Source organism: Natranaerovirga pectinivora (assembly GCF_004342165.1).
Taxonomy (GTDB): Bacteria; Bacillota; Clostridia; order Lachnospirales; family DSM-24629; genus Natranaerovirga; species Natranaerovirga pectinivora.
In genome coordinates this window covers 82373-105158 of the sequence record NZ_SMAL01000004.1, presented here as the reverse complement: position 1 = coordinate 105158, position 22786 = coordinate 82373, and the positions used below count along the sequence as shown (strand labels likewise).

At 29.0% G+C, this 22786-nt stretch carries 26 protein-coding genes; 25 read left to right on the top strand and 1 reads right to left on the bottom strand.

Features of this window, described 5'->3' with window-relative positions:
* The first annotated feature begins 11 nt into the window (after positions 1-11).
* The 5 genes from EDC18_RS07525 (at position 12) to EDC18_RS07505 (ending at position 5141) form a co-directional block, all read left to right on the top strand.
* Complete coding sequence (locus tag EDC18_RS07525) at positions 12-1133, top strand: FtsW/RodA/SpoVE family cell cycle protein (protein ID WP_132251837.1); 1122 nt, start codon at positions 12-14, stop codon at positions 1131-1133.
* A 9-nt stretch (positions 1134-1142) separates the two neighbouring features.
* Positions 1143-1538 (top strand): methylglyoxal synthase, encoded by a 396-nt coding sequence (locus EDC18_RS07520; RefSeq protein WP_132251835.1) that lies wholly within the window; start codon positions 1143-1145, stop codon positions 1536-1538.
* 185 nt (positions 1539-1723) lie between these two features.
* On the top strand, positions 1724-3034 hold the full coding sequence (locus tag EDC18_RS07515; RefSeq protein WP_132251833.1) for a zinc-ribbon domain-containing protein: 1311 nt from the start codon (positions 1724-1726) through the stop codon (positions 3032-3034).
* A gap of 314 nt (positions 3035-3348) precedes the next feature.
* Complete coding sequence (locus EDC18_RS07510) at positions 3349-4323, top strand: D-alanyl-D-alanine carboxypeptidase family protein (RefSeq protein WP_132251831.1); 975 nt, start codon at positions 3349-3351, stop codon at positions 4321-4323.
* A gap of 404 nt (positions 4324-4727) precedes the next feature.
* On the top strand, positions 4728-5141 hold the full coding sequence (locus EDC18_RS07505) for a twitching motility protein PilT (protein ID WP_132251829.1): 414 nt from the start codon (positions 4728-4730) through the stop codon (positions 5139-5141).
* Positions 5142-5194: 53 nt separating this feature from the next.
* Here the strand turns inward: EDC18_RS07505 and EDC18_RS07500 are convergent, their stop codons facing one another.
* A complete protein-coding gene (locus EDC18_RS07500; protein ID WP_132251828.1) occupies positions 5195-5398 on the bottom strand; it encodes a DUF378 domain-containing protein in 204 nt (67 codons plus the stop codon).
* A 195-nt stretch (positions 5399-5593) separates the two neighbouring features.
* On the opposite strand from EDC18_RS07500, the gene EDC18_RS07495 reads away from it, so the two are divergent.
* The 20 genes from EDC18_RS07495 to EDC18_RS07400 all read left to right on the top strand — a co-directional run bounded on the left by EDC18_RS07495 (position 5594) and on the right by EDC18_RS07400 (position 22763).
* Complete coding sequence (locus tag EDC18_RS07495; protein ID WP_132251826.1) at positions 5594-6847, top strand: M14 family zinc carboxypeptidase; 1254 nt, start codon at positions 5594-5596, stop codon at positions 6845-6847.
* A 119-nt stretch (positions 6848-6966) separates the two neighbouring features.
* Positions 6967-7917, top strand: coding sequence for a tRNA modification radical SAM protein MnmL/YtqA (gene mnmL, locus EDC18_RS07490; RefSeq protein WP_132251824.1), 951 nt, complete (start codon positions 6967-6969; stop codon positions 7915-7917).
* 2 nt (positions 7918-7919) lie between these two features.
* A complete protein-coding gene (locus EDC18_RS07485; protein ID WP_132251822.1) occupies positions 7920-9236 on the top strand; it encodes a biotin/lipoyl attachment domain-containing protein in 1317 nt (438 codons plus the stop codon).
* Positions 9237-9249: 13 nt separating this feature from the next.
* Positions 9250-9948 carry a YggS family pyridoxal phosphate-dependent enzyme gene (locus tag EDC18_RS07480; RefSeq protein WP_243115089.1) on the top strand — a complete coding sequence of 233 codons (699 nt, stop codon included), beginning with the start codon at positions 9250-9252 and terminating at the stop codon, positions 9946-9948.
* A gap of 11 nt (positions 9949-9959) precedes the next feature.
* Positions 9960-10424, top strand: a complete 465-nt coding sequence (locus tag EDC18_RS07475) for a cell division protein SepF (protein ID WP_132251820.1) — start codon at positions 9960-9962, stop codon at positions 10422-10424.
* Positions 10425-10512: 88 nt separating this feature from the next.
* Positions 10513-10806 (top strand): YggT family protein, encoded by a 294-nt coding sequence (locus EDC18_RS07470; protein WP_132251818.1) that lies wholly within the window; start codon positions 10513-10515, stop codon positions 10804-10806.
* A 4-nt stretch (positions 10807-10810) separates the two neighbouring features.
* Positions 10811-11572, top strand: coding sequence for a YlmH family RNA-binding protein (locus EDC18_RS07465; RefSeq protein WP_132251817.1), 762 nt, complete (start codon positions 10811-10813; stop codon positions 11570-11572).
* A 12-nt stretch (positions 11573-11584) separates the two neighbouring features.
* Positions 11585-12142, top strand: a complete 558-nt coding sequence (locus EDC18_RS07460) for a DivIVA domain-containing protein (protein WP_132251816.1) — start codon at positions 11585-11587, stop codon at positions 12140-12142.
* Positions 12143-12168: 26 nt separating this feature from the next.
* Complete coding sequence (gene aroB, locus EDC18_RS07455; protein WP_132251814.1) at positions 12169-13254, top strand: 3-dehydroquinate synthase; 1086 nt, start codon at positions 12169-12171, stop codon at positions 13252-13254.
* 10 nt (positions 13255-13264) lie between these two features.
* The gene (gene lspA / locus EDC18_RS07450; RefSeq protein WP_132251812.1) at positions 13265-13741 is read left to right on the top strand and encodes a signal peptidase II; all 477 of its coding nucleotides are present in this window, start codon (positions 13265-13267) and stop codon (positions 13739-13741) included.
* Positions 13742-13787: 46 nt separating this feature from the next.
* Positions 13788-14702 carry an RluA family pseudouridine synthase gene (locus EDC18_RS07445; RefSeq protein ID WP_132251810.1) on the top strand — a complete coding sequence of 305 codons (915 nt, stop codon included), beginning with the start codon at positions 13788-13790 and terminating at the stop codon, positions 14700-14702.
* A 275-nt stretch (positions 14703-14977) separates the two neighbouring features.
* The gene (gene pyrR, locus EDC18_RS07440; protein WP_132251808.1) at positions 14978-15511 is read left to right on the top strand and encodes a bifunctional pyr operon transcriptional regulator/uracil phosphoribosyltransferase PyrR; all 534 of its coding nucleotides are present in this window, start codon (positions 14978-14980) and stop codon (positions 15509-15511) included.
* A gap of 137 nt (positions 15512-15648) precedes the next feature.
* Positions 15649-16890, top strand: coding sequence for a uracil-xanthine permease family protein (locus tag EDC18_RS07435; RefSeq protein ID WP_132251806.1), 1242 nt, complete (start codon positions 15649-15651; stop codon positions 16888-16890).
* Between the two features lie 262 nt (positions 16891-17152).
* Positions 17153-18094 carry an aspartate carbamoyltransferase catalytic subunit gene (locus tag EDC18_RS07430; RefSeq protein WP_243115088.1) on the top strand — a complete coding sequence of 314 codons (942 nt, stop codon included), beginning with the start codon at positions 17153-17155 and terminating at the stop codon, positions 18092-18094.
* Positions 18078-19358: a dihydroorotase gene (locus EDC18_RS07425; RefSeq protein ID WP_132251803.1), complete on the top strand. Its 1281-nt coding sequence runs from the start codon at positions 18078-18080 to the stop codon at positions 19356-19358. The genes EDC18_RS07430 and EDC18_RS07425 overlap by 17 nt, the downstream gene beginning before the upstream one ends.
* Positions 19359-19468: 110 nt before the next feature.
* Entirely contained in the window at positions 19469-20218 is a 750-nt protein-coding gene (locus EDC18_RS07420; protein WP_132251801.1) for a metallophosphoesterase family protein, read from the top strand.
* Positions 20219-20376: 158 nt separating this feature from the next.
* Positions 20377-20802 carry a hypothetical protein gene (locus tag EDC18_RS07415; RefSeq protein WP_132251799.1) on the top strand — a complete coding sequence of 142 codons (426 nt, stop codon included), beginning with the start codon at positions 20377-20379 and terminating at the stop codon, positions 20800-20802.
* A gap of 107 nt (positions 20803-20909) precedes the next feature.
* Positions 20910-21299: a DUF2721 domain-containing protein gene (locus EDC18_RS07410; RefSeq protein WP_132251797.1), complete on the top strand. Its 390-nt coding sequence runs from the start codon at positions 20910-20912 to the stop codon at positions 21297-21299.
* A 143-nt stretch (positions 21300-21442) separates the two neighbouring features.
* Positions 21443-21976, top strand: a complete 534-nt coding sequence (locus EDC18_RS07405) for an RNA polymerase sigma factor (RefSeq protein WP_132251796.1) — start codon at positions 21443-21445, stop codon at positions 21974-21976.
* Position 21977: 1 nt separating this feature from the next.
* Positions 21978-22763, top strand: coding sequence for a hypothetical protein (locus tag EDC18_RS07400; protein ID WP_132251794.1), 786 nt, complete (start codon positions 21978-21980; stop codon positions 22761-22763).
* Positions 22764-22786 lie beyond the last annotated feature (23 nt).

Below are 22786 nucleotides of genomic sequence, written 5' to 3'. Positions count from 1 at the left end.
GAGTGTTTTAAGTGTTTAGACATTATCAATTTAGGCGTTTTGATTTTTTATTGGCATTACTTGTTATAGCCATATCTATCTTTGGCATCATTGCAATTGCAAGTGCTTCTGATGAATCTTTTTACAAAAGACAAATTTTTGGATTAGTTTTAGGAATAATCGTAATGATTGTAATGTCATTAGTAGATTATCGTTTGTTAGGTAAGTTTTATTGGATTATATATTTATTTAATATAGGCTTTTTAGTATTGGTATTATTAATAGGAACTAACATTAATGGTGCAACTCGTTGGATAAACTTAGGTTTTATTAATATTCAGCCTTCAGAATTTAGTAAGATATTTATGATTATATTTATTGGAATGTTTTTAGAAAAAAACAAACATAGAATTAATAATCCTTTTATTGTTTTACAACTGCTTATTCTGGTAGCAATTCCTATGCTATTAATAACTAGGCAACCGGATTTATCCACAAGTTTGGTTCTAATATTTTTGGTAGTATGTATGTTGTTTGTAGCTGGTATTAGTTACAAGTATGTATTAACAGTCTTAGGACTTTCTGTACCAAGTTTTGCATTTATATTTTGGTATGTTGAACAACCAACTCAAAAATTATTAAAATCATACCAAGTTAATAGAATATTATCCCTTAGATATCCAGAAAGGTATTTATTATCTGAAGCTTGGCAACAATATAATTCAATACTAGCCATTGGGTCAGGTCAATTGTATGGTAAAGGAATTTATAGTGGAGAGGTAACTTCTGTTAAAAATACCAATTTTATTTCTGAACCACAGACAGATTTTATTTTTGCTGTAATAGGCGAAGAATTAGGGTTTGTTGGGGCAAGTTTGGTTATAGTAGCATTGCTTATCATTATAATTAAATGTATACTTATAGCGAAAGATGCAATGGACTTGTTTGGGGTTTTATTAGTGGTTGGTGTTGTATCAATTATAACTTTTCAAACATTTGTTAATGTTGGTGTTGCAACAGCTATTTTACCAAACACTGGCATACCATTACCATTTGTTAGTTATGGTTTGAGTTCATTAATTAGTACAATGATGGGAATAGGCATTGTACTGAATATAAGTATGCAGCGAAAAAGCTTAATCAAAAGGGGGTAGGTTTTAACAATGAATATAGGATTAGTAGCACATGATACCAAAAAGAAGCTTATGCAAAACTTTTGTATAGCCTATCGGAATATATTAAGTAAAAATGAGTTATATGCAACAGGAACAACAGGAAGATTAATTGAGGAAGTTACAAATCTTCATATTCATAAGTACTTAACAGGTCATTTAGGTGGAGAGCAACAATTAGGGGCTCAAATTGCTCATAATCAAATTGATATGGTGATTTTTTTAAGAGATCCTCTAAATCCAAAATTACATGAACCAGATGTTAGTGCTGTTATGAGATTATGTGACATTCATAATATACCATTAGCAACTAATTTAGCTACAGCAGAACTACTTATTAAAGCCCTTGATAGGGGAGACTTAGATTGGCGTAATATTGTAAAATAAAAATAGTTCTTGCTGTTAACAGCAAGAACTTGTTTTGCTTTATTGGGAAGTTCTATTTCCTATAAAGTTAAAAGTGTACCTATTGGAATAAAGAGAGAATGATATACATATATTGCTTCAAGGAGAAGGTAAACACATAAAAGTATAATAATTTTTTCTAGATATATAAAAAAAGGAGGGTTTTTATGTATTGCAAAAATTGTGGTCAACCATTAGATGATAAGAGTGTATTTTGCACCCATTGTGGTACGAAGAAAGATGTAAAAAAAATGGATAAAAGGAATAATGAATTGTTTTACAGCAGGTTGAAAGAAAATTTTAATTTTAGTCAAGAAACTGTAGTAATGTCCTTGAAAATTACTGGGGTTGCTCTTGGGATAATGGTATTTTTATCTCTAATAATTTCTATAGGCTATTTTTACTTAGTAAAATCTTACGGATTTTTTACACCCAAATTTAAAATTTTTGATGTATATAATATCTTTAACTTGTCCCTATTTAACAAAATGGAATTAATACACTACTCTTCTCAAACAATAAGAATTCTAATATTATTACTTATTCCTATTTTAAGTATTTTCATAGGATATAAGCTTTTTTATAGAAAAAGTGAATTGATTTCTAGGTCCCTTTTATGTATTTTTAATGGTACTATGATTTCATTATTAAATATTATTTTAGCAGTATTTATTACAGACCCAAGGGGTTCTTATTTGACTTTTTTTAACTTTGCCAATACATTAATACTCCTAACACTTTTAAGTTATCTAACTTCATTACTTATAGATAAAGATGGCAAAGCAGTTCTAGATACATACATACTAAAAATAATAAAACCTATTGTTATTGTATCCTCAATATTTGTTTTTATTGTTATTTCATATAGTGTTTTTTATTTAAAAGATTTTATTAATTTGACATTTATATTAGGGCTAATTGTTTTATTGCCTAATATTTTGGTATATGTGTTTTTGTTTTTCTTTGGTTCTGGAATAGCCATTGAAGAATTAAGAATGCATATTATAGGATTAAGAATTGGTAGTGAGTTATATGGATCCTTTGCCTTTCTAACAGTGTTTTTGTATCTGGCAATAATCCTTTTAGTTTTCAATGAATACTATAAGATGTATCAGAAAAATAAGGATGGGTATTCTTATAAAGCTATTAAAAGTATATGTACTATAGCATTGGGAAATCTCTTATTAAGTTTTTATTCCAGACAAGTATTTGAATATATGAGAATTGTAAATAATAATGATAGAATGTATATTGGGGTAAGTCCAATAAATGCTTTCTTGATAACTTTATTGTTTTTAAGTGTTATATCCTTTTTTGTATACTTATTAAAAGACCATTCTATTCCGAGAGTTATTCAAACAACATTAGGGGATTTTAAATTAATCTTTTATATAATAATTACTATTATTATAATGCTATCTGTATGGTTTGGATTCAATACAATTGACGCCACAATAAAATACCTATTTGGAATCTAAATGCAAGCTAGGAAGAAACTCCTAGCTTTTTATATTAATGAAGCCTATGCCACTTACTTTGTAAGAGAAACAAGATCGTTGAAAATTCTATATCCTATAAAGTACAGCATTTTTATTCCCAAAAGGTTGATGAGCAAAGAACAAGGGGACTTCACTTAAGAAATATAAAAATTATTGGTAATTTATTTTAAATTGATTTTTATTTGGGTATAATATAATTATAATAAAAGTCTAAAAGAAAGGTGGGGTATCCTTTCAAAAACAAGTCAATTTCAATAATGGGCTAGATAAAAAGCAAAATAAGGAGTATTTTAATGAAAAGAATTTTCATAGTATTTATTTTCTTAATTTTAGTAACAAGCGGTTGTAGAAGAGGTAATACTATTGTACAAAGCTTTCCATATCCTATTTTAGATACAGTGGATACTAAGATAGATTTATCAGATTTCGAACAGTTAAAACCTGTTTCACAAGACATATTTACAGTTTCTTCAAACTTTAAAAATTCAGTATCTATAAATATTAATACCACTGCAAGTTTGTTGATTGATTCTTATGAACAGAATTTACTCTATGCTAACAATATATTTGAAAAAATATATCCTGCTAGTATAACCAAAATCATGACAGCGCTGGTACTATTAGATTATGGGAATTTAGATGAGGAAGTAGTAATCACACATAACTTTAATGATTTGGTATTTAATGCTAAAAGATCTGGTATAAGTAAAGGGGATATTCTTACATTAGAACAATTATTACATTCCATTTTGATAGATTCAGGTAATGATTCTGCTATTGCCATTGCGAAACATATAGCTGGTAGTGTAGAAGATTTTGCTGTCCTTATGAATGAAAAAGCAAAAGAATTAGGTGCACTTGACTCTAATTTTGTGAACCCACATGGATTGTATGACGAAAATCAATATTCAACAGCATATGATTTGTATTTATTATTTAATGAAGGGTTAAAAAATGAAAAGTTCAAAGAAATTATAGGATTACCATATTATAATGCAACATATCATACTATAGATGGTAAAGAAGTTAAAAAAACTTGGATGAATACAAATATGTATTTACATAGTATTCACCAAGTGAATAATCAAACTATAATATGGGGTGGAAAAACAGGATTTATAACAGCTTCTGGATACAATCTAGTGCTTTTAAGTTATATTAATAATACGCCCTATATATCTTTGATAATTGGGTCACAAACAAGAGAATTATTGTATGAAGACATGTCTAAGATACTAAATTCTATTGAACTTATTAAACTAAGATAATATATTTAACAAAATAATCAATATTTGATTGTAAAAGTTATATATTAATAATATAATGAAATATATACATCAATTTTTTATTTGGTAATAAATTCCCTTACTCACTTAGAATATCGGTTATGATTTTTATTTAACAATATCCTAGTTTAGTGAATCACTCAAATGTTGTACCATTTTATTTTCTTAATTCACCCATTTCTTAGATACTGGAATATCTCCTAAACTGACATTAATACAGGTATTATACTAGCTTGAAGTAGTAAATAAGTTTCTAAGGTTAAAAACTTAAGATATATGTAACTTATTCCACAACTTTCAACAAGATTAATGATGTTTTTCAATGACAAATGCCATTGAAAAATTCACTTATAAATTTAATTTTAAATTTTAAGGAGGAGATTACTATGATAAGCATTGTAGCTGGTGATACGGGGGAAGGTAAAACAAGGCAACTTATTAGTATGGCTAACAAATCAGTAAAAACTTCTAAAGGGAATATTGTTTTTATTGATAAATGTAAAAAGTACAGTTATGAGATTAATCATAAGGTTAGGCTTATAAATACGGGAGAGTTCCCATTAATGAACGCTAATGAATTTTATGGTTTTGTGTGTGGTATATTGTCAGAAGATCACGATATCCATGAAATTTACTTCGATGAATTATTAAAACTAGCTAAAATCGATATTGATAGTGTTTCATCGCTTATAGATAAGTTGAAAAAAGTATCTGATAGATATAATGTTCACTTTATTATTTCAATCAGTTGTGAGTTAAAATCCTTACCGGAATATTTGAAAGAATATTTAGTCGCATAAAAACAAAAAACCTATTCCTTGTGAATAGGTTTTTTTGATAGGAAAATTAGATACTATTCTTCACTTCTCAATCTACCAAAGAAGCTTATAGCATATAGACCTGCTATACCAATAATTGCGTAGATTACTCTACTAAAAGCAGTGTTTACACCACCGAATAAGGCAGCTACAAGGTCAAAGTTAAAGAAACCTACTAGGCCCCAATTTATTGCACCTATTAAAACCAATATTAACGCAATATAATCTAAAGTTTTCATTTATAGACCTCCTTTATAGTATCTAATACTAGTTTGTCTTTTTTTATAAATATTATTATGTTATAATTTTACTTTTTTTAAATACTTATTATTTTTCAAAAAGAAAATTTAAATAACGATTAAATCCTAGTAAATAGGTATTATTTTAAGAGGAAACTTATAAGATAATAATAAAAAGGTATAAAGGTAAATAATATGAAATTATCCCATTCAAGAATTCAATTTATTCAATCCTGTCTAAAAAAACAAAAGTATTATGATGGCTTAATTGATGGCATTATAGGTCCTAAAACACAAAAAGCAGTTGAAGTATTTCAACAAAATAATAAAATAAATGTAACAGCTGAGTTTGATGAAACAACCTTTTCTAAATTAGAATGGCTGATGAAAGGGTATGACATCTTTAAGGTTAATTCACAAAATGTTCTATATGAGTATGCTAATAAAAATGGCATCACTGCTCATGATATCATTATTTCTAATCCAAAAGTGAATCCATTTTTGCTAACAGAAAATGAAAATATAATAGTTCCAAATACAAATAGTATTGTACCAACAGATATTAATTATACTTATGAAATACTTGAAGAAAATATTGAATCTCTAAAAACACTATATCCATTTATTCAAGTAGATATTATAGGGACTAGTGTAGATTATAGAAATATTTATAGAATAAGAATTGGTGAAGGAGAAAATAAAGTAAGTTATAACGCTTCACACCATGCAAATGAATGGATTACAACCCCATTATTAATGAGTTGGTTGGAAAAATTTTTAAGAGTGTATACTTTAAGAGGTTCTATTAAAGGATATAGTACAGAAGAAATATGGAAAAATTCAACCATAGATATTATACCAATGGTTAATCCAGATGGTGTAGAGTTAGTTGTTAACGGACTTGAAAATATAACTGTCAATAGAGATCAAATATTAGAATGGAATAATTATAGTGAAGATTTTAGTTTATGGAAAGCCAATATTAATGGTGTTGATTTGAATAGAAATTATGATGCAGGATTTTATGAATACAAAGAAATTGAAGAAGACTTTGGTGCTTTTGGTCCTGGACCAGCAATGTTTGCAGGACCTTATCCAGGATCAGAACCTGAAAGTAGGGCAATGATTGAATTAACAAGAAGTAATAATTATAGGTTGGTTCTAGCATTCCATACCCAGGGTCAAGTTATTTTTTGGGATTATAGAGGTTTACAACCAGAAGAAAGTTACGATATTGCATTGACTTTTAGTGATGTAACAGGGTATGCATTAGATTCTCCAGATTTATCTCAATCCTTTGCAGGGTATAAAGACTGGTTTATTAAAGAGTTTAGAAGACCTGGTTACACCATTGAAGTAGGAAGTGGGGTTAATCCATTACCTATGACACAATTTCCTCTTATTTATGAAAACAACGAAGAATTGTTATTGTTAGCAAGTATTATTTAAAAGAAATATCAATAGGGACAAATTAAGTATTTAAAAAACAGTAGAAAAATACTATAATAGAGAGTAGTATTTAGAAATACAAAAGGAAAATAAGAGGATAAGGAACAAAAGGAGATTTTATGACAACAAACAATAGACTGTATTATACATACTCAAATTATTTAAAAAACCTTTATAATGATAAAGTATATAAATTGCCAGTGAATCTGCCTGTGACTTGTCCTAATAGAATAGACGGGGCAGGCTGTTCATTTTGTGCGGAAGTTGGGACAGGCTTTGAAATGCTTTCCAACACTATAGAGGTTAAGGAACAACTTTTGAAAAATAGAGATTATATTAAAAATAAATATAAAGCAAATAAATTTATTGCGTATTTTCAAAACTATACCAATACTTTTTTGCCATTAGAGGATTTTAAAAAATATGTAAAAGAAGCTTTAATAGAAGATGTGGTTGAAATTGCAATTTCTACAAGACCAGATTGTATCAGGGAAGATTATTTAGAGTTTTTATCAACACTAAAAAAAGAAAAGGGGATAAATATAACAATAGAGTTAGGTCTTCAAACCGTTAATTATCATACATTACAAAAAATTAAAAGAGGCCATACTTTAGGAGAATATATAGATGCAGTTCTAAAGATTAAAATGTACGAGTTCAAAATTTGTACACATCTTATTCTTAATCTTCCAGAGGATAATGAAGATGACGCAAAAGAGTCTGCCAAGATTCTATCAGCACTTGGAATAGATTATGTCAAATTGCATTCCTTGTATGTAGCAAAAAACACAGAAATGGCATATTTATATGAAAACAATAAAATCAGTTTGTGTTCAAAAAATGAATACATTGAAAGAGTTATTTTGTTTTTAGAGTATCTTAATCCAAATATAAGTATTCAAAGGTTATTAGGTCGGGCACCTAATGAAGAAACTATTTTTTGCAACTGGGATACAAGCTGGTGGAAAATAAAAGACGAGATAGAATTGATTATGAATAAAAGAGGGACATACCAAGGAAAAAAATACAACTATCTTAATGGTAGTGGACTAAGGAAAGGGTGCTATTAAGATTGAGTGGAAAAGTTATTCAATATAAAAAAAGAAGGCCATTTAATATTGGTTTGATAATATATAGTGTTATCCTTATATATATAATTATTTCTGTGTTCACTTTTATAAGTAGAAAAAACCCTTCTAGATTTGAGGCAATAAGTGGTTCTATAAGAGAAGGTGAGTTTTTCACAGGCATTATTATTAGAGATGAGGAAGTAATAAATAGTCCCTATGATGGTTATGTGAGTTATTTTTTTCGAAATGGGGATAGAGCGTCAAGAGAAACTATCATATGTACCATTGATAGGATGAATAATAGAAGAGTAGAAGAGATTAGCCGTTTAAATAGAGATGAATTAAATGTCATTCAATATCAAGTGTCAAATTTTAAATCTGAATACAATGATTCATATTTTAATTCAGTTTATGATCTTACATATAAAATAAACAATAGTCTAATCGAGTTTAATAAAATTGTAAATAATAATAATATTGATATGAATGGAATGAATGTTATAAGAAGTAAGTACAGTGGTATAATTTCATATAGAATGGATGGTCTAGAAGAGCTTTCTCTTGAAAATGTTGATACAATCATTCTTAGTGAAAAGGTGACTAATGAACAACTTCTAACAAATAGAGTAAGTGTAGGAGACCCTTTATATAAAATTATAAATAGTCAAAAATGGTATATGGTATTTGAACCAACAGAGAGCTTGTTGAATTATATTGAAAATAGAAATACACTTAATATTAATTTATTTAATGATCGAGAATTAACAGGGCTAATTATAGAGAAAAACAGTGGAAAGATTGTTCTTGAATTCAATCATTCCGTTAATGATTTTACAGATTATAGATTTATGGATTTTGAAATTATATATAATGATATACAAGGTATTAAAATACCAAATAGTGCTATAATATCTAAGAGTTTCTATAGAATACCAAGAGACTTTGTTACAAGGAGTGGTAGTGAGAATGGTATTATGAGAGCAACAACATTAGATGATGGCTCTCAAACGGTTCAATTTATACCATTTGCTATGAATTATTTAGATGATGACTATTATTATATTAGAGATACGGTACTCAATCATAATGATGTTATTATAAAACCTAACTCTACTGAAAGTTTTAGAGTGGATTATATGGTAAGTTTAGAAGGGGTATATGATTCTATTAGAGGGTTTGCTCAATTTAAATTGATTGAAAAGGTGTTTTCTAATAACGCTTATACCATAGTAAAACAAGGTACGCCATATGGCATTCGGCTATATGATCATATAATAATGAATGCTAATGAAGTAGAAGAAAATGAAATTGTTTATTAAAGAGGTGGTATAAATGCATATGCATATAAAAGATAATCTAGCAGAAGTGGATCAACAGATTAAAAAAGCTTGTATAAAAGTAGGTAGAGACCCTAGTGAAGTGACACTTATTGCAGTAAGTAAAACAAAGCCTAATGAATATATTGATGCTGCTTATAAGGAAGGCATGGTTGATTTTGGCGAAAACAAAGTTCAAGAACTAAGAGATAAGATGGAAGAAATTAGCCATAGAATTAATTGGCATTTTATAGGGCATCTGCAAAGAAATAAAGTCAAATATATTATTGATAAGGTTTCTTTAATACATTCCGTAGATTCTCTAAGACTGGCTGAAAAGATAAATGAAGAAGGAAACAAAAGAGGTATTATCGTTAATATTTTAGTTCAGGTTAATATTGCAAATGAAGAGTCAAAATTCGGTGTAGAAAAGGAAGCCTTATACCTTCTAATTCATAGCATATCGAAATTAAGTAATGTTTCTGTGAAAGGATTAATGACTATTGCACCCTATACAGATAATCCTGAAGAAAATAGGGCATTTTTTGCTAAAATGAAGGAATTATATGTTGACATAAAAAGTAAAAACATTGATAATGTTAATATGGAGATTTTATCCATGGGGATGACGAATGATTTTGAAGTTGCAATTGAAGAAGGCGCAACTATGATAAGAGTTGGAACTGGTATTTTTGGAGAAAGAAATTATAAATAGGGGTGGATACTATGTCTAAGTTTTTGGACAAAATGATGAATTTTATGAAATTAAATGACGATGAGGAAGAATTTGAAATGGAACAAACAGAGGAAGAGATTGCGGTAGCAGAACCGATGACAGAGGTAAGACAATTAAAACAATATAAAAGAAATAACTCAAAAATTGTAAACATCCATACAAATATACAAATGGAAGTCATTGTGATACATCCAGAATCCTATGACGAAGCACAAGACATTTGTGACCATATAAGATCTAAAAGACCTGTTGTAATTAATTTAGAGACTATGGAAAGAGACACTGCTCAAAGAATAATGGACTTTATTAGTGGTGCTTGTTATTCTTTAAATGGTAACCTTCAAAGAGTTACCAATAATATTTTTATTATTGCCCCTGACAATGTAGATATAGCAGGAGACTTTAAAGAAGAATTAAAAACAAATGGGATAATTTTACCTTGGAAAAAGGAATAACTATAATATACTCAAATGATGTCTCTTGCTGAGGAAGAGAACAAGTTTGACTGAGAATAAAAATTTAGCAAGATAGCAGGAGGACTCAATGCCAGAACAAACATTGCAAATTATTTTAACAACCTTTTTGTACTTTTTTAGAGCATTAGAAATATTTTTGATTGCATATATAATAATGTCTTGGTTGCCAATTAAGCCTAATAATCCATTGGTTCAGTTTATAAGATCTATAGTTGAGCCATTACTTTCCCCAGTAAGACGTCTAATACAAAAATCGGTTTTTGGTGGCAGAACATCTATGTTAGACTTTTCACCTATTATAGTATTTATTATATTAGCATACTTACAAAGATTTATAGATTCTATATTAAGAGGCTTATAAGACCGTGAATAAAGAAGAGCAAATTGTAATCAATAGGCTAAGGGATTTAGCTAGTATATGTCATAACAAAAATATTCCCACTTTCTCAGATTTTTTAAATCTAAACGAACAAAATTTATTAAGCTGGGTAAAAGAAGAAACTCAAAATATAAATGTGTCTTTAGATGGTGGGTACAAATATGCTGAAAGAAAAATGATTGTTTTTTATCCAAATCATTACGATGAAAAAGAATTATATGCCCCATATGCTTGCTTGAAAATAAAACCTAGTAGCCCGAAATTTAAAGATGAATTGAACCATAGAGATTACTTAGGGGCGATTTTGAGTTTAGGGATAGATAGAAGTAAAATTGGTGACATCATAATAAATGATAGTGAAGCATTTGTTTTTTGTACAGAGGGTATTTCTAATTATATTAAGGACAATTTTTTTGAAATAAAAAGGACAAGTATAGAAATTGATATCATATATGATTTAAATGAGGTTGAATTTAGCCCTAAGTTTAAAACCATTAGCGGTTCTGTATCTTCAATTAGATTAGATACTGTAATTGCATTAGGGTTTACAAAGTCTAGGGGGCAGATGACTCCTTTAATACAGGGGGGTAAAGTTTTTGTTAATGGAAAGTTAATTCAATCTAACAGTTATATCTTAAAAGAAAACGATATTGTATCCGTTAGAGGTTTAGGAAAGATAATTTACAGGGAAGTAAAGCAACAAACTAAAAAAGGACGTAATTATATTATAATAGATCGCTTTATTTAGGAGGAGTTTTATATGTTGACACCGTTAGATATTGAGTCAAAAACCTTTAAAAAGGGTGGAATGGGCTATAGTGCCAAAGAAGTTGATAAATTCTTAAGAGAAATAATGAATCATTATGAAAAACTCTATAAGGAAAACATAGAACTAAAAGATAAAATCAATGTATTAAATGAAGGTATTTCTTATTATAAAACAATTGAAGAAACACTTCAAAGCACTTTGCTTCTAGCTGAAAGAACAGCGGAAGAAACAAGAGCAAACGCACATAACAAAGCTCAACAAATAGAAAAAGAAGCAGAGTTGAAAGCAACCTTAATTGTACAAGAAGCAAAAGATGAATTGTATAGAGTTCAAATAAAAATTGAAGAACTTATTAGCCACTACGATACATATAAGATTCAAATAAAACAATTCTTAAAGACTCAGTTAGAAATAATTGATGATAAAACAATCTCTATGGCTAATATTACAAGTAAAGATGAAATAGATTCATTCTTAGAGCATTTATCAAAAAACAATAATGATAATGAAATTAAAGAAGGGCAAACTAAAGAGAACTCTAATGATTAGAGTTCTTATTTTAAAGGGAGATAAAGATGAATAGAGAATTACAAATAAAAACAAAAGATAAAGAATATCCTATAAAGTTCTGTCAATCCTACGAAGGATTATTAGGGTTATTAGATCATATTGATTTTACTAATAAAAAAGTTTGTATCGTAACAGATACAAATGTAGGCAATATTTATTTAGAAGAAGTTAAAAATGCCTTAGGGTATAGTGCTGAAAAGGTGGTGGCATTTACTTTTCCAGCAGGGGAAGAAAATAAAACACTAAATACAGTATATGAATTATATGAACTATTAATAAATGAAAAGTTTGATAGAAAATCAATTTTAATTGCATTAGGTGGTGGTGTTGTTGGTGATTTAACAGGATTTACAGCATCTACTTACCTTAGAGGTATTGATTTTATTCAAATGCCGACGTCATTATTATCACAAGTAGACAGTAGTATTGGTGGAAAAACAGGTGTGGATTTTAAAGGATATAAAAACATGGTTGGTGCCTTTTATCAACCGAGAGCTGTGATTATTAATACTAAAACCATTGATACATTGCCTAAAAACGAATTTAGTTCGGGAATGGCAGAGATTATAAAACATGCTTTAATAAAAGATTTAGAGTATCTAGATTGGTTAGAGAAAAATAGTGAACAAGTAAACCTTTTAAATCAAGAGTCTTTAACAGAAATGATCTATAGAAGCTGTTGCATAAAAAAAGATGTAGTAGAGAAAGATGAAAAAGAAGAAAATATTAGAGCATTACTAAATTTTGGGCATACAGTAGGCCATGCCATTGAAAAAATAAAAGATTTTACTTGGTTGCATGGGGAATGTGTGTCTGTAGGTATGGTAGTTGCTGCTTATCTTTCATATAAAAGAGGCTATATATCCAAAGAAAAATGTTATAGAATTAATAATGTCTTAGTGAAGTATAATTTGCCCATTGAGGTAAAAGATATATCTCCTGAAGAAATCATTAAAGTAACGAAATTAGACAAAAAAGTTAAGTCTAGTGTATTACATTTTATTTTGTTAAATGAATTAGGGGTAGCAAACATATATACAGATGTAACAGATGATGAATTATTGAATGCTATAAATAACATTATTTCATAAGGAGAGGGATATGCTTAGTTTTATTATTGCAGTTTTTGTTTTAGTAGGAATAGATCAAATAACAAAATATTTAGCCATAGAACACCTTATGAATACAAGGGGCATACCAATAATAAAAGATGTTTTTGAATTGGTATATGTAGAAAATAGAGGGGCAGCATTTGGTATAATGCAAAATAGAGTAATGTTTTTTGTAATTATAACCTTTGCTATTTTAGGATTTATTATTTATTACTATAATAAAATACCTAAAGAAAAAAAATACAATTATATAAGATTTTGTTTGATTTTAATTGTCTCAGGAGCAATTGGGAATTTGATTGACAGAATTTTTCTTGGGTATGTAGTTGATTTTATATATTTTAAATTAATAGATTTCCCTGTATTTAACATTGCAGATATTTATGTTACTGTGGGTGCTATTTTAACTTTTATACTTATTATATTTGTATATAAGAATGATGAGTTTTTCAATAAATACTTATAATATCAATATTCATTAGAGTAATGAATTAGTAAAGGAAGACAATGCCATGAAAACATATACCTTTTTTGTTGCAGAGGAAGAAGAGGGTATTCGAATAGATAAATATTCTCAAATTTTAGATTTAGAATTATCACGTTCATATCTACAAAAATTAATAAAAGACAATTGTGTACTAGCCAATGGTAAAGAAATAAAAGCCAATTATAAACTGAATGTAAAGGATACAATTACTGTGAATTTGCCTGATCCAGAGCCATTAGATATAAAAGCAGAAAATATTCCATTAGACATAGTTTACGAAGATGATGCCTTTGTAATCATTAACAAACCCAAAGATATGGTTGTTCATCCATCTGCTGGTCATACAAGTGGTACTTTAGTTAATGCATTATTATATCATTGTAGAGACAATTTATCTGGTATTAATGGTGTATTAAGGCCTGGTATTGTTCATAGAATAGATAAAGACACAACGGGTGTTTTAGTCGTATGTAAAAGTGATATTGCCCATATAAAAATAGCGGAACAACTAAAAGAGCATTCAATAACTAGAAAATACAATGCCATTGTATATCATAACATGAAAGAAGATAAAGGAATTATTGATGCACCTATAGGAAGGCATCCAATTGACCGAAAAAAAATGGCTATTAATTCTAGGAATGGGAAAAGAGCTGTCACCCATTATCAGGTATTAGATCCTTTAAATCATAAATACAACCATATTGAATGTCAGTTAGAAACAGGTAGAACCCATCAAATACGTGTTCACTTGTCTAGTATTAATCATCCATTAGTGGGAGATACCGTTTATGGGCCATCAAAGGATCCTTTTAATATTAATGGACAAGCGTTACATGCTAGGGTCCTTGGGTTTATACATCCAATTAAAAACGAATATATGGAATTTGAAACACCACTTCCAAGTTATTTTGAGGAATTATTGGATAAATTGAGATGAAATATCTTATGTATTTTTAAAAATAACACTGGACAAACTTATTAATATATGGTAAATTTTATATGAAATAATTATAAATATATAAGTTTCTTTAAATTAGTACTGTGATACTAATAAGAAGTGGTAATGAGTTTTACTCGATTTTTTTGGGTATAATTCTGTTCAGATAGAGGAATTCTAGCTTCTTGTAAAGTATTTTACAAGGGGCTTTTTTACTTTCCAGGAAAGTTCTATATCTTATAAAGTAAAAACTTTATATAAAAGGGGTTGTAGGTATGAGTAAAATTTTATTAGACGATAAAGCTATTAACAGAGCTTTGACTCGAATAGCACATGAGATAATCGAAAAAAATAAAGGTGTAGAAGATATTGTTATTTTAGGCATTAAGACTAGAGGGGTTCCCCTTGCTAAAAGAATAGTTAAGAAAATTGAAAGCTTTGAATCAGAAAGTATACCTTTCGATGTATTGGACATTACTTTTTATAGAGATGATCTAGAGAAAAAAACCAATCAGCCGATTGTTCATAATGATCTGCAAGTACTGGTTGAGAATAAAACTGTAATCTTAATTGATGATGTTATATATACAGGTAGAACATTAAGAGCAGCCATTGATGCAGTAATTGATGCTGGTAGACCAAAAAAGATTCAATTTGCAGCATTAATTGACAGAGGGCATAGGGAACTTCCACTTAGACCAGATTATGTGGGTAAGAATATTCCTACATCTAACAATGAGATTGTACATGTTCATTTGTCAGAAGAAGATGGCTTAGATGAAGTAGTTGTTAATGAAGTTGAGTTGTGAAATTAAGTAAGGATGTATGCCTTATTTAACTATAGAGATGTCCCATACATAGTGCTATTATCTAAAAGATATATTAAGTTTTGATTATAGATAGTGGGAGCTCAATAATAAACTAAAATACTTGAGGAGGAAACAAGATGGAAAATATTACAACAGGTAAAAAAGTAATTTTAGGTTTTCAACATGTATTAGCTATGTTTGGAGCAACAGTATTGGTTCCAATTTTAACTGGTTTAGACCCAGCGATTGCCTTACTAGCTGCGGGTATTGGTACATTATTATTTCATGCAGTAACAAAAGGAATGGTACCTGTATTTTTAGGTTCAAGTTTTGCGTTTATTCCAGCAATAGCAGTAACTCTAAGCAATCAAGGATTGGCTAGTGTAAAAGGTGGCCTAATAATAGCGGGTATTATATATGTTATTATGGGTGGTATAATTAAATTATTTGGTGTAGAAACTGTTAAGTCCTTTTTTCCACCAATTGTTACTGGACCAATTATAATGGTTATTGGTTTAAGGTTAAGTCCAATAGCAATTACAGATGCAATGTATGAAAGACTTGGAGATGGTGGCGTTTTATTCAGACCAGATTTTCTCCTAGTATCATCTATAGTTGTTCTATCAATGATAGTAATCTCTATATTCGCAAAAGGTTTCTTTAAATTAGTACCAATTTTAATATCTGTAATAATCGGGTATATAGTAGCTTATGGAATGGGATTTGTTAATACTTCAGCAATTGTTGAGGCGCCTTGGATTTCTTTATTAGATGAAGCATTTGTAAGCCAAATATTAACATTACCAAGTTTCAATTGGACAGGTATTATTGCCATAGCACCAATTGCCTTAGTGGTATTTATTGAACATATTGGTGATATTACAACGAATGGTGCAGTAGTAGGTAAAGATTTCTTTAAAAATCCTGGTATACATAGAACTATGTTAGGGGATGGTATTGCAACGATTACAGCTGGTTTACTTGGTGGTCCTGCCAATACAACTTATAGTGAAAACACAGGTGTATTAGCAGTAACTAAAGTTTATGATCCTTCAGTGATTCGTTTGGCTGCTATCTTTGCTATATTTTTAAGTTTTATAGGCAAGTTTGGAGCAATTGTTAGAACAATACCTACTCCAGTAATGGGTGGCGTTAGTATTATTCTTTTTGGTATGATTGCGAGTGTTGGTGTTAGAATCTTAATCAATGCTGAATTAGACTTTGCACATAGTAGAAATTTAATTATATCAGCTCTTATATTGGTTTTAGGTATTGGTATTGCAGACATTCCACTTGTAAATGACTTACAAATTTCTGGATTAGCAATAGCTGCTTTAGCTGGTGTAATCTTTAATAAAGTTTTACCAAAAGAAATTTAATAATAATTTTAATGAATGTAAAAAAAGAGAAAACTATTTTTGGTTTTCTCTTTTTCTAATAGTAAAGGAGTATAACTATAAATATTATCAAGACTGCTAAATATTATATTCTTAGTAAGAAGATATTTGTATAAACTATAAGTAGTTAATGCATAAAAGTTTTTGTTTTTCTAGAAAATTATGTTATAATAATTGACATGAATTTATAAAATATATTGTTTTTAGGGTTAACCCTATTCGATAATTAATGGAGCTGATTAATTTGATTTTCAATCATAGACATTTCTTAGAATTAAAATCATTTACTTCACAAGAAATATATTACATTCTTAATACGGCACAGAAAATGAAATATTTACTTACTTCAAATAGAAAGAAGTCGCCGGAGTTAAAAGGTAAAACTGTAGCAACCCTTTTTTACGATGAAAGTTCCAGGTCTAAAATATCTTATGAATTAGCAGCCCAATACTTAAGTGCGGATCTTATAAGCCTTACAACAAAGCGTCAATTTTCTAGAGGTGAATCTCTTAGAGATATTGGTAGAACCATAGATCAAATGGGAGCAGATATCATTGTATTAAGACATCCATTAGCAGGAGGACCAAATCATCTAGCAAAATATGTTAGTGCTTCAGTAATAAATGCAGGTGATGGAGAAAATGAGAATCCAACCCAAGCATTAATTGATTTGTTATCTATATATGAAATTAAAAAGAATTTCGAAGGGTTAAAAGTTGCTATCATTGGTGATGTAAAACACAATCGAGTTGCAAGAAGTAATATATGGGCACTAACTAAATTAGGGGCAGAAGTATCTGTTGCAGGGCCGCCAACTTTATTGCCCTATGAATTAGAGTCTTTTGGCATTAAAGTATATCACTCTATAACTGAAGCCATTATTGATGCAGATGTTATATTAACTCTTAAAGTACAGACTGAGCGACAAGAAAATAATTTGATTCCATCAAAAAATGAATATATTAAGTTGTTTAAGCTAGATTCTAATCGATTAAAGTATGCTAAACCAGATGTAATTGTTATGCATCCAGGTCCAATTAATCGTGGTATTGAAATAAGTTCAGATGTTATTGATGGAAAAAGCTCTTTGATTGATAGACAAGAAATAAATGGAGTGGCAGTAAGAATGGCAGTATTCCATTTGCTCTCTAAAAGTGGGGTGAATTTTTATGAAGCTACTCATTAAAAATGGGATAGTTTATGAAAGTGATAGATTTAAAGATAATATTGATATTTATATAGAAAACGGTAAAATTACAGCAATTGGCAAAGAACTTCAAAAATTAGATGTTTATAAGGTAATTGATGCCAGTGAGTGTTATGTCATTCCAGGTCTTGTAGATATGCACTGTACCATTGGAGAACCAGGATATGAATATAAAGAAACTCTTGAAACGGCTAGTATAAGTGCTGCAAGAGGTGGTTTTACCTCTATTACTATGAATCCTGATACGTCTCCAACAATTGATAACAAAACTGTAGTGGAATTTATTCTATCAAAAGCAAGAGAAGACAGTTGTGTTAATATATTTCCTTATGGTAGTATGACCAAAAAATGTGAAGGAAAAGAATTGGCAGAGATTGGTGATATGCAATTGTCAGGGGTTTGTGCCATCTCAGACGGGGATAAAGCCATTCAAGATGCTAATGTCATAAGTAAAATTATTAAATATGCAAAAATGTTTGATATGCCAATAATTACCCATTGTGAAGACACAAGTCTTTCCTTTTCTAGTGGCGTTAATGAAGGAAAAATGTCAACTTATCTGGGTTTAAAAGGGGCTTTAAGAACAGCAGAAGAAATAATGGTTGCAAGAAACATTTTATTAGCAGACTATTACAAGGCTCATATTCACATAACACATATTTCTACAAAAAAATCTGTAGAATTGATTAAAGATGCAAAAAGAAATGGTGTTAATATTACTGCTGAAACATCCCCTCATTATTTTATGTTAAATGAAGATAAGGTTCAGAATTATAATGCATTTGCTAAAGTAAACCCTCCTTTAAGAACTGAGGAAGATGTTAACGCTATTATACAAGGAATAAAAGAGGGGATCATTGATGTAATCAGTTCGGATCACAAACCTAATACTATTGATTCAAAATTGGTTGAATTTGAGTTGGCTTCTTTTGGAATGTCATCTCTAGAAATTGCTTTTCCACTAGCTTATACGGCTTTGGTTTCTACCCAAATAATAACTTTGGAACAGTTAATTCATCTCATGTCTAAAAAACCTGCAGAAATATTAGGACTTAATAAAGGTGTTATAAAGGTTGGTGCTGATGCAGATTTAATAGTTATAAAAAAAGAAGAAAAAATAATTAATTCAAAAGGATTTTTATCGAAATCAAAGTTCACACCTTTTGACGGTTTTAAATTAGATATATCAATAAAAAATACCATTGTAGATGGCAAAGATATAGATTTGAAAATTAGTGAATAAATTAATGTCACTCTGATAGGTTTAAATAAGTTGTAATATCAGAGTGACATTTATTACATCAGATCAATGTTAAATGGTTAACAACTAGGTTTTTAACTTAGGAGGAAAAAATGGAAAGAATAGCAATAATATCAGATATACACGGTAATCTCCCTGCATTAGAAGCGGTCTTAGATGATATAAAAGAAAAAGAAATAAGTAGAATTATATGTTTAGGTGATATGATAGGAAAAGGTCCCAGCTCATTAGAAACATTAGACATTTGTAGAGATGTTAGTGATATTGTAATAATGGGAAACTGGGAAAAATTTGTATCTAATAATCCTAATCCTGGAGATATAAATTGGATTAATGAGTTAGGACAAGATAGATTAGAATACATAAAAAACTTACCAGAATCTATAGGTTTCTATTTAAGTGGTAAATATATTAGATTATTCCATGCACATCCTCACAATGTATTTAAAAGAGTATTTTCTAATTCTAAATTAGAAGAACGTTTAGAAATGTTTGATATTCCTAAAATATCTAGAGTGGATAATGTAAATTGTGAATCAGATATAGTAGGATATGGAGATATACATGGTGCTTTTATTGACACTTTAATAGGTGGTAAAACTTTATTTAATGTAGGAAGTGTTGGCAACCCTTGCGATCATATCACAATGGCATCTTATGTAATCATAGAAGGTAATTATGCTTCCAAAGTTTTAGGCAATATTGGTATTCAATTATGTCGAGTTAATTACAATATAGAAAAAGCAACAATGGATGCCAAAGATTCTAATATACCATTTAAAAAGGAATATATTAAGGAATTACAAACAGCTATATATTGTAATGAAAGAAAAAAGAATTAATATTTGAAAAGAATATTATTATTGGTAAAATTATGTTATTATGATACTATATAATAAATCAGATACAAATCTGTATGAACTAGTTTATTTGTAAATTAATAATGATCTAATAAAGAAATTAATGATCTTAACTAATTAATAAATGAAGGAGTGGTCTTATGAGTCTTAAGAAAAAAGGCATAGCCTTTATTGCTTTATCAGGTGCTGGTTTTTTAATATATAAAGTAACGGGTAAAGTAAACAAATTAAAAAATGAGTACGAAAAGTGTTTTACCTTTACAGGAAAAGAAATACGTTATGATCAAGAAATATTTAACAGTGAATCGGTAGCAGCAGCATTTAGTGCTGTTGAAATTGACTTTACTGGAGCTGAACTAGAAGAGGATGTGAATATCCTGGATTTGTATTGTGAGTTCAGTGCCATTAGTATTAAAGTTCCTGAAGACTGGAATATTATATTAGAAGGTAAAAATAAAAAAAGTGCCATTCAAAACAAGGCAATCAACGAGAATGACTATGAGGACGGACCAAAATTAATAATTAAATACGACATAAGATTTTCTGCTTTAGAAATTAAAAATTAATTAAATCTGTTCCCGTCTTTAATGACAGGAATTTTAAAGTTTATATGTAGAAGTATTGAGTTTTCTAAAGTAGAAAAACAGAAGATCTTAACAAAGGAGGTCTATACTTGAAGTTAGAACTTACTACACCTGCGTTATTATTTACATCTATCTCTTTATTAATTTCAGCTTATACCAGTAGATTCTTAACATTAGCTCAATTAATACGACAGTTAGATGCTTTGTATAAAAGCAATCCTAGTAAAGAAATTAAAGGACAAATCCTGAATTTAAGCAAAAGGGTCTCACTCATTAGATATTGCCAAATTATGGGGGGAATCAGTTTTTTTTTATGTACACTATCTACTTTTTTACTATTTAGAGATTTAAATAAAGCAGGAGAAGCTTTTTTTGGTGCTAGCTTAATCGCTTTAATGATCTCTCTTTTGTTATTAATTATAGAAGTTCATATATCTATGAAAGCATTAACCTTACAGATTAATGATTATAAAAAATAAAATTTACATATATTTTATGTAATCAAAAACTCGTCCTTATAAAAGGATGAGTTTTTTTAAAAAATTAAATTATTGTTATACTTTTTTGTCTTTTCAATTGTTATTATTATAGAAAGATCTTTCAAAGAGTTAGGAGTGTGGTTATGAATGAGGCTATTTTATTAGATGATCTAATGGACCGTGTTTCAAAAGGAGATTCTGATGCACTTGGGGCGTTATATGATATGACACATAAGGATGTATTTGGATATGCTTATGCTATTGTTCGTGATAAAACAATAGCAGAGGATATTATGCATGATGTTTATATTCGTGTGTTTAATAAAGCACATTTATATAAAACTCAAAATAAGGCTAAAGCTTGGATTTTACGAGTAACAAGAAATACAGCCTTTAACATATTAAAAAAACAAAAATACGATAATCACCTTCAATTTAAAGGAAAGGAAGAATGTTATTCTAACACTTTTGACAATGCTCTTATTGATAAATTGATTTTATTGGAATTATTAAATAAGTTATCTCTTGGAGAAAGACAAGTTATTATACTTTATTTGTTATCAGGGATTACCCAAAAAGAAATATCAAGAATAACAGGCGTACCTCTTCCTACTGTAAAGTGGAGATACAAGTCAGCTTTAAGTAAGTTAAATAAATTAGTGGAAGGAGAGTTTTGAATTGAAGAAAAATGAACAATATATTGGAAAAAGTCTTCAAAGAAGTATATTATCAGACACTCCAAACATAAAATCTAAAATTCTAGAGGAAGTAAATAATGAACAGAAAATACATAGGAATAAAACAATAAATAGATGGCCTATGTTTAAGATACCAGTATATGCCTCTTTAATAGTCAGTGTGGTAATTTTAAGTGTTTTTTATTATCCAGGAATGATATCAAAGTTTAATCAAAGGGCGTCTACAAATAGTGAAGAGAGTGTAGTTGGTAATGACAAAGGCTCTTTTATGGATGGTCCAATAAAACCTATAGATCATCATGACTTAGATATCACATTCACATTTGGTGCTTCTATTGGAAGTACAAAGAGTAGTGAAATATTAATCAGTGTTGAAGAACTGGTTAACGATAGTGATTTAGTGGTGAAAGCTAAAATTGAAAAATTCAACAAAGTCATTAATGCATATGATGTTTCAGGTACGATTAATTTTCCAGTAGAATTATACGACTTAAAAATCAACGAAGTTATCAAGGGAACAATTGATCAAGAAAAAGTTTTATTGGGTTTTTCCATAAGTAAAAGATCAGATATAGAAATTGGAAAAGAATACATTTTCTTATTAAAAGAAGTTCAAGGGGAAGAAGAATACACATATGCTCTTGTTAGTTTGAAACAAGGGGTATTCCTTCAACAAGGGGACGAGTTGACTAATGGTAGTGGTGCAAAAATAAATTATGAAGATATGTTAGCGCTTGCTCAAAAAGGTAATTATAATCTTAGGTAATAAAAGTTTGTTAATATTAATTA